Source organism: Stenotrophomonas maltophilia group sp. P373 (assembly GCF_053295075.1).
The window spans coordinates 3984215-3999051 of the sequence record NZ_CM129994.1 but is presented as its reverse complement, the minus strand read 5'-3'; the positions used below and the strand labels follow the sequence as shown (position 1 = coordinate 3999051).

Below are 14837 nucleotides of genomic sequence, written 5' to 3'. Positions count from 1 at the left end.
CAGGAGATTGCATGCGTCAGGCGCAGGAACGGGAATTCCACAGCTTCGACCAGGTACCGCTGTTCTACCGGTACTGGGCGGGCACCACCGCAGCGCCGGCCACCAAGGCCATCGTGCTGCTGCACCGCGGCCATGAACACTCCGGCCGGGTCACCCACCTGGTCGATGAGCTGGACCTGCCTGACACCGCCTTCTTCGCCTGGGATGCGCGCGGCAATGGCCGTTCGCCGGGCGCGCGTGGCGATGCACCGGGCTTTCCGGCGCTGGTGCGCGACCTGGACAGCTTCATCGCCCACATCGGCGCCGAGCATGGGATCGCGGTGGAAGACATCGTGGTGATCGCGCAGAGCGTGGGTGCCGTGGTCGCCGCCACCTGGGTGCACGACTACGCGCCACGCCTGCGCGCGCTGGTGATGGCCTCCCCGGCGTTCAAGGTGAAGCTGTACGTGCCGTTCGCACGCCCGGGCCTGGCCTTGATGCAGAAGCTGCGCGGCAACTTCTTCGTCAACAGCTACGTCAAGCCGCAATGGTTGACCCACGATCCGGCGCGGGTGGAAAGCTACCGCACCGATCCACTGATCACCCGGCCAATCTCGGTGCGGGTGCTGCTGGGCCTGTACGAGGCGGCCGATCGCATCGTCGCCGATGCGCAGGCCATCAGCGTGCCGGTGCAGCTGCTGGTGTCCGGCTCGGACTTCGTCGTGCACCGTGGCCCGCAGGACCGCTTCTACGAGCGCTTGTCCAGCCCGATCAAGGAGCGCGTGCATCTGCCGGGCTTCTTCCACGACACGCTGGGCGAGCGTGATCGGGCACCGGCACTGGCACGTATCCGCAGCTTCATCCAGGCGCGATTCGCCGAACCTTTGCGCGAGTTGTCGCGGCGCGATGCGCACCGCCATGGGCCGACATTTGAGGAGTCTGAAATCCTGGCCTGGCCGCCCGAGCGCAACAGCCTGGCCGACCTGCGCTGGCGCGTGGTGCGCGGTGGCCTGCGCTTTGGCGGCAGACTGTCCGAAGGCATTGCACTGGGCCTGCAGACCGGTTTCGATTCGGGCAGCACGCTGGACTACATCTATCGCGACGAAGCACGCGGCAAGGGCCCGTTGGGTCGCCTGGTCGACCGCAACTACCTGGATGCGATCGGCTGGCGCGGCATCCGCATTCGCGGTCGGCACCTGCAGGAACTGCTGCGCGATGCCGCCCAGCGCCTGCATGGGCAGGGCATGCCGGTGCGCGTGCTGGACGTGGCCGCTGGCCATGGCCGTTATGTACTGGAAGCGCTGGGCCAGGGCGAGCAACGCGCCGAGCGCATCGTGCTGCGCGACTTCAGCGGTCTGAACGTGACCCAAGGCCAGGCGTTGATCGAGCGCCTCGGTGCGTCCGACATCGCCCGTTTCGAACAGGGCGATGCGTTCGATCCGGTGCAGCTGGCGCAGGTCGATCCGGCGCCGACGCTGGCGGTGGTATCGGGCCTGTACGAACTGTTCCCCGACAACGACGCCGTGCTGCGCTCGCTGCAGGGCATCGCCGCAACGGTGCCGATGGGTGGCTACCTGGCCTACACCGGCCAGCCCTGGCACCCGCAGCTGGAGTTCATCGCCCGCGCGCTGACCAGTCATCGTGGTGGCGCTGCTTGGGTGATGCGCCGCCGCACCCAGCAGGAAATGGATGAACTGGTGCGCCTGGCCGGGTTCGAGAAAGTGGCGCAGCGCATCGATGACTTCGGCATCTTCACTGTGTCGCTGGCACGCCGGACCGCGTGATGGCGACGCTGGCTGCAACTCCGCTTGCCACGGCGGGGCGCCCTTGGCGGCGCGCGCTGCTGTGGCTGGCCCTGCTGGGCCCGTTCTTCTTTGCCAGCTACGGCTTCGCCAACTGGATGGCCGGCCGCCACGCCGAACTGCCGGTGATGGCGTTCGGCTGGGAAACGCAGATTCCGTTCGTGCCATGGACGATCGTGCCGTACTGGTCGATCGACCTGTTCTACGCGGTCTCGTTCTTCCTGTGCCGGCAGCGCCTCGAACTGGACCGGCACGCATTGCGGCTGTTCAGTGCACAGCTGATCGCGGTGACCTGTTTCCTGCTGTGGCCGCTGCGCTTCAGTTTCGAGCGGCCGGAGATCGGCGGCGTGTTCGGCTGGCTGTTCGATGTGCTGCTGGGTTTCGACAAGCCGTTCAACCAGGCGCCATCGCTGCACATCGTGCTGCTGATCGTGCTGTGGGTGAAGTTCGCGCAGTACCTGCACGGTGCCTGGCGCTGGGTACTGCATGTGTGGGCGCTGCTGATCGGTGTCTCGGTGCTGACCACGTTCCAGCATCATTTCATCGACATCCCGACCGGCCTGCTGGCCGGCTGGCTGTGCGTGTGGCTGTGGCCGGAGCAGGGCACGCCACCGCTGCATGCCTGGCGCATCGCACGGCATGCCAAGCGGTGGCGATTGGCTGCGCTGTACCTGCTGGGGGCCGCTGTGCTGCTGGTGCCGGTGGTCCTGCTGCGGGGTACGGCGTTGTGGCTGCTGTGGCCGGTGGTGTCGCTGATGCTGGTGGCGCTGGCCTATGCCGGGCCGGGTACGGCGGTGTTCCAGAAGCGCGCCGATGGTCGCCTGACCATGGCGGCACGCTGGCTGCTGGCACCGTACCTGGGCGCCGCCTGGGTCAACTCGCGGCTGTGGACACGGCGTGCGCCGCAGCCGGTGCCGGTGCTGGACGGCGTGTGGCTGGGCCGGATTCCCTGCACGGTATTGCCGGCACCTTTGGTGGGCGTGGTCGATGCCTGCGCCGAGCTGTCCTGCCGCGCGCCGGGCGCGGCGTATGCCAGCGTGCCGATGCTGGATCTGGTGGTGCCCACGCCGCACCAGTTGCGCGAGGCGGCCGAGGCCATCGAACGGCTGCGGGTACAGGGGCCGCTGCTGGTGTGCTGCGCATTGGGTTACTCACGCAGTGCCGCCAGCGTGGCGACGTGGCTGCTGCGCACGGGCCGTGCCGCGGAAGTCGGAGCGGCGGTCGCCATCGTGCGTGCGGCACGCCCCGGCATCGTGCTGGGCCCGGAGCATCTGCAAGCCATCACCGCAGCGGCTGGAGTGCGCGCATGAGTGCCGTTCCCGATCTGGCGACCATGCAACTGCTGCTGCGCCAGGGACGCTGGCCCGCGCTGCTGTCGCTGGGGCTGCTGCTGGTGGCGCTGCTGCTGCTGGGCATCGAAGCGGGGTTGGCGATGATCGCCGCCGGGCTGTTGCTGCTCAGTGTGGGCGCTGGGCTCATGCAGGCCTACCATGCATGGCGGGTCGGGCTGGACGCGAGCCTGCTGCAGCTGTTGCGCGATGAAGGCCTGGAAGGCGAAGCCGCTGCACGCCGTACCGACCAGCTGCTGCAGGACAGTGGCCTGCGCCGCACACCGGCCGATGCGCCGCTGCGCGGCTGGGACGTGCGTTGGGCCGGCATGCGCCGGCTGCTGCTGCGCCAGTACCTGCTGACGGCAGTGCAGGCCGCACTACTGGTACTGGCCGTAGTGTGGCCGCAGACGTGAACGGGAGGGACCGATGTTCGCCGAACTGATTGCACGCGCCTGCAGTGGCGCGATCCACGTGGTGACGGGCGCCCGTGCGCTGTGGATCGGCTGTGCGCCGTCCAGCGAGCGCCGCGTGTACTACGGCAACCACGCCAGCCATGGCGACTTCGTGCTGATCTGGTCGTCGATGCCGCCCGCGCTGCGGCGACAGGTACGCCCGGTGGCCGCCGCCGAATACTGGCAGCGCGACGGCCTGCGCCGCTACCTGATCGATGCGGTATTCAACGGTGTACTGGTAGAGCGTGAGGCCGGGCATCGCCAGCAGGACCCGTTGCAGGTGCTGCGCGATGCGGTGGACGAAGAGTGCTCGCTGATCCTGTTCCCGGAAGGCACGCGCAATGTGGGCGATGAGCCGCTGCTGCCGTTCAAGAGCGGCATCTACCACCTGGCGCGGCAACGGCCGGAGCTGGAGTTCGTGCCGGTGTGGATCGACAACCTGAAGCGGGTGATGCCGAAGGGCCGGTTCCTGCCGCTGCCGCTGCTGTGCACGGCTACGTTCGGCACGCCGCTGCGGCTGCAGGCCGACGAGGACAAGGCCGCATTCCTGGCCCGCAGCCGGCAGGCGCTGCTGGACCTGGCGCCGAATGGAGGGCGCGGATGAGCTATCTGATGGACGTGTCCGGTGACCTGGCCGCGCGCAGCGTGGGCCAGCAGACCGGCCTGCTGTTTGCCGGCGTCGGCGCGGTGCTGGTGCTGGCCACGCTGGTGGCCGAGACCCTGCGCTGGCGGCAGCGTGGGCAGCCCAGTGCAGTGATCGCCAACCTGGTGTCGCGCATCCGCGCCTGGTGGGTGATGGCGATCGTGGTCGGGCTGGCGCTGTTCTTTGGTCGCGCGGGGGTGATCGTACTGTTTGCGATCATCTCGCTGTTCGCGCTGCGCGAGTTCATCACTCTGGCACCGACCCGCTCGGGCGACTACTACGCGCTGCTGGCCGCGTTCTACATCGTGCTGCCGTGGCAGTACTACCTGGTGTGGATCGACTGGTACGGCATGTACACGCTGCTGATTCCGGTCTATGCATTCCTGTTCCTGCCGATCCTGTCGACCATCGGTGGTGATACCACGCACTACCTGGAGCGCACCGCGAAGGTGCAGTGGGGGCTGATGATCTGCGTGTTCTGCATCTCGCATGTGCCGCTGCTGCTCAACCTGCATGTGCCCGGGCATGACCCGGCGCGCAACGTGCTGCTGTTTGCCTTCCTGGTGATCGTGGTGCAGTCCTCGGACGTGCTGCAGTACATCTGGGGCAAGCTGCTGGGCAGGCACCTGGTCGCGCCGAAGCTGTCGCCGTCGAAGACGGTGGAGGGCTTCGTGGGCGGCGTGCTGAGTGCCAGTGCGCTGGGTGCGGCACTGTGGTGGATCACCCCGTTCACGCCGTTGCAGGCGTTCGGCCTGTCGCTGCTGATCAACCTGATGGGGTTCTGGGGCGGCCTGGTGATGTCGGCGATCAAGCGCGACCGTGGCATCAAGGACTGGGGCCACATGATCGAGGGCCATGGCGGCATGCTCGACCGGCTGGATTCGGTGTGCTTCGCCGCGCCCGTGTTCTTCCATGTAGTGCGGTATTACTGGAAGGCGGGCGGGGGCGGGTGATCCTACCGGGCCTTCATCCACGCATGGCGTGGATCTACTGACGGGCGGGGGCGGTTGACTTTGCCGGGCTTCCATCCACGCATGGCGTGGATCCACCGGTAGTGCCGGCCGCTGGCCGGCAACTGCAACTTCCTGCCATCGTTCATGGGGTTGCCGGCCAGCGGCCGGCACGACCCACGCGCGCTTACGCGCTGATGCCGTATTCCTTCAGCTTCTTGCGCAGGGTGGCGCGGTGGATGCCCAGCATCGCCGCGGCGCGGCTCTGGTTGCCTTCGCAGTGGTTGAGCACTTCCACGAACAGCGGGATTTCCATCTCGCGCAGCACGATCTCGTAGACATCGTCCGCGTCGCAGCCATCAAGGTCACGCAGGTAGCGGCGCACGGACTGGGCGACGTGTTCACGCAGCGGTGGCCGGGGAGCGCCACGACTGTTGTCAGGACGAGAGAGGACAGCGTTCAAGGGGATTCCCGATTCGGTTGGCCCGTGCGCGCGGAGCGCGCGGCCGGACGAGGTGGTGGCGGCCAGTCTAGCGCGAGCGTGCCCGACCTGCCACGGCTGGTCGCCTCTATCCTGCTCAGAGGAAGTCGAAGGTGAATGCGACGGTGGATGCGGCGGGTTCCTGCACGCGGAACGCAATGCGTGCACTCTGGCCAGGTTCCAGCACGGCCGCGCCGGGGTTCTCGCCGAGGTACTGCGCCGGTGCGAACACGCCGCTGCCGATCACCCGGCCATCGGCATCGGACAGCGACAGGCGCAGATCCGGCCAGGCCTGTGCCCAGCGCGCATCGTTGCGGATGCTGGCCTGCACCTGCAGTACGCCGGCCTGGCCCGGCACGGGGCGGATCTCGCGGCTGGTCATGGTGAACGCGGTGGGTTCATGCCAGGCCGGCAGGCTGCAGCGCAATACGCCGCACAGTGCGCCCAGCCAGGCGCGGTTGCCGGCGTCGGCGGCCAGTCGCGCACGATCGGCCAGAACGCTCTGCAGGACCAGCAGCAGTGCCAGTCCGGCGACCAGCCCCCAGTGCCAGCGTGGCGTCGGCAGTGCGCGTGGCCGCGAGGTGCCCAGGAAACTGGGTGCATCTCCGGCCACGGCCTGCGGGGCCGGAGCGGCAAGGACGGGTTCGATCACGGCCGCTTCGTCGGGGTTGACGATGTCATCGCACTGTAGCGTTTCCGCCATCGGTGGCAGCGCCGCTTCGAGGGGGGCGCGGGCTTGGGCTGGCGGGATGTCATCCATCGCCGGGTCGGGGGTGCGTGAATCGGTCGCAGGTGCAGCCTCGCCTTCCGACGCGGGGCGCAGGAAGGTGGCCAACGGTCGGCGCGGCGGGTTCGGCTCGGACATGCTCAGGGTGCGGGCTCGGATCCAGCGGTCATTCAATCACGATCAGGCGCGGCGTATGCCGGTGATGCGCATCCAGTCGCCATCCTGGGTCGCATGCAGGTCGTCGAACCACGCGGCGTAGCGCTGCAGCAGTTCGCCTTCCTGGCCATGCAGGATGCCGGACAGGGCGATGCGGCCGCCGGCAGCGACGCGCGCGGCCAGCAGCTCGGCCAACGCGTCCAGTGCCGAGGCAAGGATGTTGGCGACCACGATCGGGTAGGTGGCGACCGGTTCGTCCTGCGGCAGGTACACGTGCATGCGCGCCTGCTCGCCGTTGCGCTCGGCATTGTCGGCGGTGGCGACCAGCGCCTGTGGATCGTTGTCCACGCCGACCGCTTGGGCGGCACCCAGCTTCAGCGCGGCCAGGGCGAGGATGCCCGAGCCGCAGCCGAAGTCGAGCACGCGCTGGCCCTGCAACTGGCCGTCCACGGCCAGCTGGTCCAGCCAGCGCAGGCACAGGGCGGTGGTCGGGTGGGTGCCCGAGCCGAAGGCCAGACCCGGGTCCAGCCGCACCACGGCGGCATCGGCGGCCTGCGCGGCGTCCGGCAGTTCATGGTTCCAAGGCACGATCCAGGTACGGCTGCCGAAATCCATCGGCTGGAACTGGTCCAGCCAGGCGCGTTCCCAGTCTTCATCCTCGACGGCGCGGAAGCTGCCGTTGCTCCAGTCCAGTTCCGGATCGAACGATTCCAGCGCGGCCAGCAGCAACAGTGCATTGCTGTCGGCGGGGAACAGTGCGCTCAGCACCAGGGTGTCCCACAGCGGCGTTTCACCCACGCCGGGTTCGAGGATGGCCTGTTCGTTGCTGGTGTCGGCTTCGGCATCGAGCAGGGTCACGGCCAGTGCGCCGACGTCCTCCAGCGCATTTTCATAGCGGGGCTGGGTGGCTTCGGTGCAGCGCAGGGTCAGTTCCAGGAACGGCATGGCGGTGGGGGCAATCACGGGAAAGGGGGCCATGCTAGACCATCGGAGCGTCTCCGTATCGCGTGAGATGCCACCTTGAGATGAACGGGGGCAGTTCAGACAGGCCTGCCGGGCCTTGCTAAACTCGTCACTTTCCTGTGCGCCGTGAACGCTCACCGCCGCCGATGGCCTTCGCCCCGACCCTGAAAACCTGGTTGCTCGTGCTGCCGGCGGTGGCCGTGCTGGGCGTGGCCGGGTACCGGGCCAGCGGCCATGCGGCGGGCGTGGCATCACCGTCGCCGGACCTGCCGACCGTCGTGGCCAGCCGCGACAGCGGAGCGGCGTTGCCGGTGGTGCCGGAAGCCCTGGCGCGCCGGCTGGCCACCGTCGAGCGCGGCAACACGCTGCCGTCGGGCCTGCCGCTGGACCTCCGCGCCGACATCGAAGACGCCAGCGATCTGTACGCCTACGCCCAGCGACTGCGCGTGCAGGCCGATACAGGTAACCATGAAGCGCGCTGGATGCTCAGCCGCGTGTACGACTATTGCGCGCAGTACGCACTCGATCCGGGTGGCTACCGCTTGGACAACAACGTGTTGAGCGGGTTGGGCCTGACCGCGGCGCCGGCGATGATCGAGGCCCGCGAGCGCGTGGCGCAGCGGTGTGGCGGCTTCGTTCCGGGCGACAAGCTGGGCGCTGCGCTGGTGCTGGCCGAACGCCGCAAGGCGGCCGCGCAGGGCAACCTGGCCGCAGAAGCATCGTTGTTCGCCGAGGGTGAGCCGTTGCATGACAGTGCCGAGTACCGCCGCGACCTGGTCGAGCGCGTGCGCACTTCGCGTGACCCGGAGGCCTATATGGCGATCGCGCCGGGCATGGGCGTGCGTGCCGCCGGTGACAGCGCACTCGACGGCCTGGTGGCGGGCGAACAGCTCAGTGAGCTTGCATGGCGGCTTGCGGCCTGCGAACTCGGTCTACCGTGTGGAGCGGACAGCGTGCTGGTCAACAGTTTTTGTGCGAACGGAGGGATCTGTTCGCAGGATGGAGCGCAGGATTTCCGGGATTTCGTGTATGACGCTGCGGTATCGCGGCAAGGTGCTGGGAAAATGAAGGAATGGATCAAGCGATTGATTGGAAAGAGGGACGGGCGATGAATTACCGTCGATTCCTGCATGGGGCCAAGTTCTGGTTCTGGGTGGCGCTGTTCGTGGCCTACTCTGCCGGTGCGGTCGGCCTGCTGATGATCGATACCTACGAGGATCGGTACCGGCATCTGTCGAAGGTGGAACTGACCACGGTGAAGGCGCAGGAAGACGTGCGCCGCGCCGGCGCCAGCCAGGTCGCTGCGGTCTATCGCGCGCAGACGGGCATGCCGTTCGCTTCACTGCCGGCTGGCAGCACTTTCCAGGTAGTGTGGCCGGATGGCTCGACCGAGACCATGGTGATCGTCGATCCGACCTCGCCCAATGGCGTGCGGCCGCTGGCCAATTCGCAGATTCCGGCGACCGCGGCGGACGCGCGCTGAGGCCGCATCAGTAGAGCCGAGCCATGCTCGGCTGCACTCGCCCGCAAGCCGGGAACGGCTCGGCGCTGCCGGAAGGAAAACAGAAAAGGGCGGGGATATCCCCGCCCTTTCCTTGTCCAGCATCGGCTGACGATCAGGTCAGCGCGATCGGCTTGTTCTTGCGCTCGGCAAGGCGCTTTTCCAGGTAGTGGATGTTCTGTCCACCGGCCTGGAAGCCCTTGTCGCGCATGATCCGCTGCTGCAGGGCGATGTTGGTCTTGATGCCATCGACCACCATCTCGCTCAGCGCCACCCGCATGCGGGCGATGGCGGTTTCGCGGTCCGGGCCGTGCACGATCAGCTTGCCGATCATCGAGTCGTAGTTGGACGGCACGCGATAGCCACTGTAGATATGGGTATCCACGCGCACGCCGGGACCCCCCGGCGGATGGAAGCCGGTGATGGTGCCCGGGCTCGGCACGAAGGTCTCAGCGTCTTCGGCGTTGATGCGGCATTCGATGGCATGGCCGGTCAGCACCACGTCGCTCTGCTTGATCGACAGCTTCTGGCCAGCGGCGATCTTCAGCTGCTCGGCCACCAGGTCGATGCCGGTGACCATTTCGGTGACCGGATGCTCCACCTGGATGCGGGTGTTCATTTCGATGAAGTAGAAGCGGCCGTCCTCGTACAGGAACTCGAAGGTGCCGGCGCCGCGATAACCGATGCGGATGCAGGCTTCCACGCACACCTTGCCGATCTGCTCGCGCTGTTCGGCGGTGATGCCCGGTGCCGGTGCTTCTTCCACCACCTTCTGGTGGCGGCGCTGCATCGAGCAATCGCGTTCGCCGAGGTGGATGGCGTTGCCCTGGCCGTCGGCCAGCACCTGGATCTCCACGTGGCGCGGGTTCTCCAGGAACTTCTCCATGTAGACCTCGCCATTGCCGAACGCGGCCTTGGCCTCGCTCTTGGTGGTTTCGATCGAGGTCTTCAGCGAGGCTTCGGCGTGCACGACGCGCATGCCACGGCCACCGCCACCGCCGGCCGCCTTGATGATGACCGGATAACCGATCTCACGGGCGATCTTGGTGTTGGCGACGATGTCATCGCCCAGCGGGCCGCCCGAACCGGGCACGCACGGCACGCCGGCGGCCTTCATCGCGCGGATGGCTTCGACCTTGTCACCCATCATGCGGATGGTGTCAGCCTTGGGGCCGATGAAGATGAAGCCCGACTCTTCCACGCGCTCGGCGAAGTCGGCGTTCTCCGACAGGAAGCCGTAGCCCGGGTGGATGGCCTGGGCGTCGGTGACTTCAGCAGCGGCGATCAGTGCCGGGATGTTGAGGTAGCTCTGCGGCGACGGCGCCGGACCGATGCAGACCGACTCGTCGGCCATGGCCACGTGCTTGAGGTTGCGGTCGACCGTGGAATGCACGGCCACCGTGCGGATGCCGAGGGTGTGGCACGCGCGCAGGATGCGCAGCGCGATCTCCCCTCGGTTGGCGATGACGACTTTGTCGAGCATGGCGCGCCCCTCAGCCGATCACGAACAGCGGCTGGTCGAACTCCACCGGCTGGCCGTTCTCGCCGAGGATGGCGACGATGGTGCCGGACGTGTCGGCTTCGATCGGGTTGAACATCTTCATCGCTTCGATGATGGCCAGGGTTTCGCCTTCCTTGACCTGCTGGCCCACGGTGACGAAGGCCGGCTTGTCCGGGGCGGACGAGGCATAGAAGGTGCCGACCATCGGCGAGCGCAGCACGTGGCCTTCCGGCAGCGCCGGGCCCGGCTTGGCGGTGCCGCCGGTGGAGGCTTCGGTCGGCGACTGCATCGGCATCGCCTGCGCCGCCGGCGCCGCCGGGGCGGCGTACACCGGAGCAGCGACCGGTGCGGCATAACCAGCGACCGGAGCGCGCGACAGGCGCACCGACTCTTCGCCTTCCTTGATTTCGATTTCAGCCAGGTTCGACTCTTCCAGCAGGTCGATCAGCTTCTTGATTTTGCGCAGATCCATGAGGGCCTCTTTGGTTTCTATCTAGGTGAGGAGAGCGCCGTGGGCGCCCGGGTCGACAATCAGGTGGCGGATACGCGCAGCAGCGCCGCGTCCATCGCGTAGCGGTAGCTGTCGGCACCGAAGCCGCACACCACGCCCACCGCCTTGTCACTGAAGTAGCTGTGCTGGCGGAAGGGTTCGCGGGTATGCGGGTTGGACAGGTGGATCTCGATGAACGGCACCGCCACCGCTGCCAGCGCATCGCGCAGGGCCACCGAGGTGTGGGTGAAGGCGGCGGGGTTGATCAGGATGAAAGCGGTTCCGTCGTTGCGCGCAGCCTGCACGCGGTCGACCAGCACATGCTCGGCGTTGGACTGCAGGCTCTCCACGGCGTGCCCGGCAGCCGATGCCTGCGCGGCCAGGGCCTGGTCGATGTCGGCCAGCGTGGTGTGGCCGTACACCTCCGGCTCGCGGGTGCCGAGCAGGTTGAGGTTGGGGCCGTGCAGGACCAGCAGCTTCGCCATGGGATCCGGAAGACGGGAAAGGGCGGCAGTCTGGCGGAACCGGTGGATGCTGTCCAGTTCGGCGAAGTTTGCAGCGTTTCAATCGTATGTTTGAAACGTGCCGGAGGGCCTGTGGCTGTATGGCGGACGCCGGATCAAGGCGCGCTGAACGTCGTGCAGGCGGTGGATGCGAGCACATAGGCCGACGATCACGGCAGGGCCGGGCGAGGGGCGATGCCGCAACGGCCCATGATGCGGTAGATCCACGCCATGCGTGGATGAAGGAAGTGCGGTGCGCAGCAAGCTACGCAGCCACCGAGGGGGCTGCCCAAGGTGCGCTGCACACCCCCAGCGCCCCAATCGGACATCCGCTCAGGTTTCCAGCGGCACCGTCGGCACCACGTTCGGGAATACCTCCTCCAACGGCTCCTGTTCCCCCGGTTGTGGCGCCGGCCAGTTGTAGGCGTTCACCGGCTGCGCGCGGTTCACCCACAAGGCGTAATACAGGTGATCGGCGCGACCGTCGCCGGTATTGGGGTGGATCAGGATGGTCAGCCCCAGGCTGTTGAGCTGCAGCCACGGCACCAGCACCGGCAGCAGGTCGTTGGTGAAGCCGAAGTAGAAAGAGGGCGTGACGTGCGGGCCACGCGGCTCCAGGTTCCAGTTGCCCAGCTCCACCGGGAAGCGCTCGGCGGCCCAGCGCCGCAGCAGGGCTGCCTTCTCGAAGCTGTCCTCGTTGAAATAGATATGGGCGTGGTAGCTCTTGATGTCGGTGTAGGCGCGCGGGGCGGTGGGCAACGTGGCCTCGCCGGGGCGCACGCTGGCCGGGCGCGGGGTCGGTTCGCTGGCCGTGGCCTGGCCCCAGGGGCTGCGGCCCTTGGGCGCTGGCGGAACGATGGCGCGGAAGCCAGGTCGCCCGGGTTCGGTGGTGTTCACGGCGCTGCCGACGCGCGCGGCGGCGGTGGCGGTGGACGCGCTGGCCAGGCCGCCGGCGGCCTGGCCGGCCGACGCGATCAGGCGCCGGCGGGCGGGCGAGAGCAGGTCGGCCCAGTGGGCGTCATCGTCGCCCGCGTCGATGAGGGGCTGCGGGTCCGGGTGCATGAGGGGCTCCGTGGCGGCATTGTGGGGGCAGGCGTCCACGCTCGGGCAGGGCTGCCGGTGGCGTCCAATAAGCAGCCGGCATCACTTCATGCGCGGCTGCCTTCGTCGCCTTGAGCGCGACCGAACGGCGGGCTAGGGTGCAGGTCTGCCGCCCCGGAGCCCGCCATGGCCTCGCCTGATGCCGACACCCTGCGCAAGCGCGCCAGCTTCCGCCAGTTGCATGCAGCAGGATGCTTCGTGCTGCCCAATCCGTGGGACGTGGGCAGTGCGCGCTATCTGCAACGGCAGGGCTTCCAGGCCCTGGCCACGACCAGTGCCGGCTGCGCCTGGAGTGAGGGGCGGCCGGACGGCGCGGTATCGCTGCAGGCCACGCTGGAGCACCTGCGATTGATGGCGGCGGCGACCCCGTTGCCGTTGAATGCCGACTTCGGTGATGGTTTCGGCGCTACGCCACAGGCGGTGGAGGAGGCGGTGGCCGCAGCGCTCGATACCGGCATTGCGGCGTTGTCGATCGAGGACGCCAGCGGCCTGGCCGATGCACCACTGAGGCCCATCGAGCAGGCGGTCGAGCGATTGCGCGCGGCGCGTGCGGCCATCGACCGCGCGGGCGGCGACGTGCTGCTGGTCGGGCGAGCGGAGAACTTCTTCGTGGGCGCACCGGATCTGCAGGACACCCTGCGGCGCCTGCGTGCCTATGCCGAGGCCGGAGCCGATGTGCTGTACGCACCGGGCATCAGTACGCGCGAGCAGATCAGTGCGGTGGTCGCCGCCGCGGGCTCCAAGCCGGTGAACCTGCTGGTCGCTGGCCCCACAGCACTGAGCCTGCAGGACATCGCCGCACTTGGCGTTCGCCGGGTCAGCCTGGGCGGTGCGCTGGCGCGTGCCGCGTGGGCTGGACTGATGCAGGCGACCCAGCCGATCGTGCAGGACGGACGCTTCGATGGCCTGCAGCAGGCGGCGTCCGGGGCTGCCTTGAACGCGTTGTTCCAGTAGCCCCGCGCCCTGCATGACGGGAAGGGCCGGCGACTACAACGCCTCGATCTCCCGCTTGGGCAGGATCACGCCGGGTTCCAGCGCTGGCAGCAGTTGGCGAAGCAGGCGCGGATTGTCCTGCAGCCCCGTGCCGTCCAGATACGTCCACCCGGAACCGCCAATGCGGCGCACGGCCACCATGAACGTGGTGCTGCGCATCGGGGCTTCACGCACCCGTACCAGGGATTGGCGTGGCACGAAGCAGACTTCTTCCTCCCCGGCCGCATAGGTCCGGGTCGGCACACCGACGTCTTCGCTGATGACCACCACGCCGCCGCTGTGCTGCTTCTTCAACGCATCGCGGGTGATCGCCTGGAAGGCCTCATCGCCGCCGGCCAGCCGCTTGAGGCTGGGATGCGTGCGCTCGATGAGGAAGTCCGCGTCGCCGCGGGCGTAGGCAGTCATCAGGGCGCGCACATCTTCGCGCAGGGCCTTCGCGTCACTGGGACTGAGGTCACCCGCGAAGGCGGATGGCAGCAACAGCGACAGCAGCAGCGTCAGTATCGTCAGGGGCAGGCGTCGATCCATGTCCGGATGTCCCACAGGGCATCGTTGCACTATACGTTGGACGCGAAAACAGCGTCCCACCGGTGGCGCTGGTTTCCCAGGAATCGCTACTTACCATTAGTAGGTATCGATTCCTGGAGATCCCCATGCACAGCCTCATTGTCATCGCCCACCCTGAGCCCGGTTCGCTGACCCACGCGATGGCGCGTCGCATCGGTGATGCCATTGTCGCGGCCGACACCGGCAACACCGTGGCCTATGCCGACCTGATGGCCGAAGGCTTCGATCCGCGCTTCAACCCGCAGGACCAGGCCTTGTTCCGCAGCACCGGCGCGGTACCGGCCGATGTCGCTGCCGAGCACGCGCGGCTGGATGCCACCGATACGCTGGTGCTGGTGTTCCCGTTGTACTGGTGGTCGTTCCCGGCGCTGCTGAAAGGCTGGATCGACCGTGTGTTCACCAACGACTGGGCCTACGCACAGGATGCGCAGGGCAGGCTGGTGAAGAAGCTGCAGCGCCTGAATGTGCATCTGGTCGGCTTGGGCGGCGCCGACGCAGCCATGGTCGAACGTCGTGGCTACGACGCGGCAATGAGGACGCAGATCGACATGGGCATCTTCGACTATTGCGGCGCACGCGTGCTGTCGTCCCACCTGCTGCTGGACGCCGATACCGGTGGCGCTGACGCGCATCTGCAGACCGCGCTGGCGATCGGCCGTAAAATTGGTGTTCCAATGCGCTGATCGCCGTGCTCCGC

At 67.8% G+C, this 14837-nt stretch carries 17 protein-coding genes; 9 read left to right on the top strand and 8 right to left on the bottom strand.

Features of this window, described 5'->3' with window-relative positions; genetic code table 11:
- Positions 1–11: 11 nt before the first annotated feature.
- The 5 genes from ACSYHF_RS18545 to ACSYHF_RS18525 are packed head-to-tail and all read left to right on the top strand — an operon-like array spanning position 12 to position 5160.
- Complete coding sequence (locus tag ACSYHF_RS18545; RefSeq protein WP_338167896.1) at positions 12–1763, top strand: bifunctional alpha/beta hydrolase/class I SAM-dependent methyltransferase; 1752 nt, start codon at positions 12–14, stop codon at positions 1761–1763.
- Positions 1763–3091 (top strand): phosphatase PAP2/dual specificity phosphatase family protein, encoded by a 1329-nt coding sequence (locus ACSYHF_RS18540; protein WP_338167895.1) that lies wholly within the window; start codon positions 1763–1765, stop codon positions 3089–3091. The genes ACSYHF_RS18545 and ACSYHF_RS18540 overlap by 1 nt, the downstream gene beginning before the upstream one ends.
- Positions 3088–3525 (top strand): hypothetical protein, encoded by a 438-nt coding sequence (locus tag ACSYHF_RS18535; RefSeq protein WP_111128645.1) that lies wholly within the window; start codon positions 3088–3090, stop codon positions 3523–3525. The genes ACSYHF_RS18540 and ACSYHF_RS18535 overlap by 4 nt, the downstream gene beginning before the upstream one ends.
- 13 nt (positions 3526–3538) lie before the next feature.
- Positions 3539–4168, top strand: coding sequence for a lysophospholipid acyltransferase family protein (locus ACSYHF_RS18530; protein ID WP_338167894.1), 630 nt, complete (start codon positions 3539–3541; stop codon positions 4166–4168).
- Positions 4165–5160: a phosphatidate cytidylyltransferase gene (locus tag ACSYHF_RS18525; RefSeq protein ID WP_164230131.1), complete on the top strand. Its 996-nt coding sequence runs from the start codon at positions 4165–4167 to the stop codon at positions 5158–5160. Before ACSYHF_RS18530 ends, ACSYHF_RS18525 begins: the two co-directional genes overlap by 4 nt.
- Before the next feature lie 184 nt (positions 5161–5344).
- On the opposite strand, the gene fis is transcribed toward ACSYHF_RS18525, so the two are convergent.
- The 3 genes from fis to prmA form a co-directional block, all read right to left on the bottom strand.
- Positions 5345–5620, bottom strand: coding sequence for a DNA-binding transcriptional regulator Fis (fis, locus tag ACSYHF_RS18520; protein WP_005419706.1), 276 nt, complete (start codon positions 5618–5620; stop codon positions 5345–5347).
- Between the two features lie 115 nt (positions 5621–5735).
- On the bottom strand, positions 5736–6503 hold the full coding sequence (locus tag ACSYHF_RS18515; protein ID WP_338167893.1) for a DUF3426 domain-containing protein: 768 nt from the start codon (positions 6501–6503) through the stop codon (positions 5736–5738).
- Between the two features lie 42 nt (positions 6504–6545).
- A complete protein-coding gene (gene prmA / locus ACSYHF_RS18510) occupies positions 6546–7466 on the bottom strand; it encodes a 50S ribosomal protein L11 methyltransferase (RefSeq protein WP_338167899.1) in 921 nt (306 codons plus the stop codon).
- Between the two features lie 164 nt (positions 7467–7630).
- On the opposite strand from prmA, the gene ACSYHF_RS18505 reads away from it, so the two are divergent.
- A complete protein-coding gene (locus ACSYHF_RS18505; protein ID WP_065178827.1) occupies positions 7631–8596 on the top strand; it encodes a hypothetical protein in 966 nt (321 codons plus the stop codon).
- Positions 8593–8967, top strand: a complete 375-nt coding sequence (locus tag ACSYHF_RS18500; protein WP_005419699.1) for a hypothetical protein — start codon at positions 8593–8595, stop codon at positions 8965–8967. Before ACSYHF_RS18505 ends, ACSYHF_RS18500 begins: the two co-directional genes overlap by 4 nt.
- A 133-nt stretch (positions 8968–9100) precedes the next feature.
- Here the strand turns inward: ACSYHF_RS18500 and accC are convergent, their stop codons facing one another.
- The 4 genes from accC to ACSYHF_RS18480 all read right to left on the bottom strand — a co-directional run bounded on the left by accC (position 9101) and on the right by ACSYHF_RS18480 (position 12541).
- The gene (gene accC, locus ACSYHF_RS18495; RefSeq protein WP_065178826.1) at positions 9101–10468 is read right to left on the bottom strand and encodes an acetyl-CoA carboxylase biotin carboxylase subunit; all 1368 of its coding nucleotides are present in this window, start codon (positions 10466–10468) and stop codon (positions 9101–9103) included.
- A gap of 10 nt (positions 10469–10478) precedes the next feature.
- Complete coding sequence (accB, locus tag ACSYHF_RS18490) at positions 10479–10958, bottom strand: acetyl-CoA carboxylase biotin carboxyl carrier protein (RefSeq protein ID WP_019660824.1); 480 nt, start codon at positions 10956–10958, stop codon at positions 10479–10481.
- A 59-nt stretch (positions 10959–11017) separates the two neighbouring features.
- Positions 11018–11461: a type II 3-dehydroquinate dehydratase gene (aroQ, locus tag ACSYHF_RS18485; protein WP_065186305.1), complete on the bottom strand. Its 444-nt coding sequence runs from the start codon at positions 11459–11461 to the stop codon at positions 11018–11020.
- Between the two features lie 351 nt (positions 11462–11812).
- Complete coding sequence (locus tag ACSYHF_RS18480) at positions 11813–12541, bottom strand: DOPA 4,5-dioxygenase family protein (protein ID WP_447575918.1); 729 nt, start codon at positions 12539–12541, stop codon at positions 11813–11815.
- Between the two features lie 165 nt (positions 12542–12706).
- On the opposite strand from ACSYHF_RS18480, the gene ACSYHF_RS18475 reads away from it, so the two are divergent.
- Positions 12707–13534 carry an isocitrate lyase/PEP mutase family protein gene (locus tag ACSYHF_RS18475; protein WP_329887928.1) on the top strand — a complete coding sequence of 276 codons (828 nt, stop codon included), beginning with the start codon at positions 12707–12709 and terminating at the stop codon, positions 13532–13534.
- Between the two features lie 33 nt (positions 13535–13567).
- Here the strand turns inward: ACSYHF_RS18475 and ACSYHF_RS18470 are convergent, their stop codons facing one another.
- The gene (locus ACSYHF_RS18470; protein ID WP_447575917.1) at positions 13568–14101 is read right to left on the bottom strand and encodes a hypothetical protein; all 534 of its coding nucleotides are present in this window, start codon (positions 14099–14101) and stop codon (positions 13568–13570) included.
- Between the two features lie 125 nt (positions 14102–14226).
- Between ACSYHF_RS18470 and ACSYHF_RS18465 the strand changes: the two genes are divergently transcribed.
- Positions 14227–14823, top strand: coding sequence for an NAD(P)H-dependent oxidoreductase (locus tag ACSYHF_RS18465; RefSeq protein WP_095378192.1), 597 nt, complete (start codon positions 14227–14229; stop codon positions 14821–14823).
- The last annotated feature ends 14 nt before the right edge of the window (positions 14824–14837 follow it).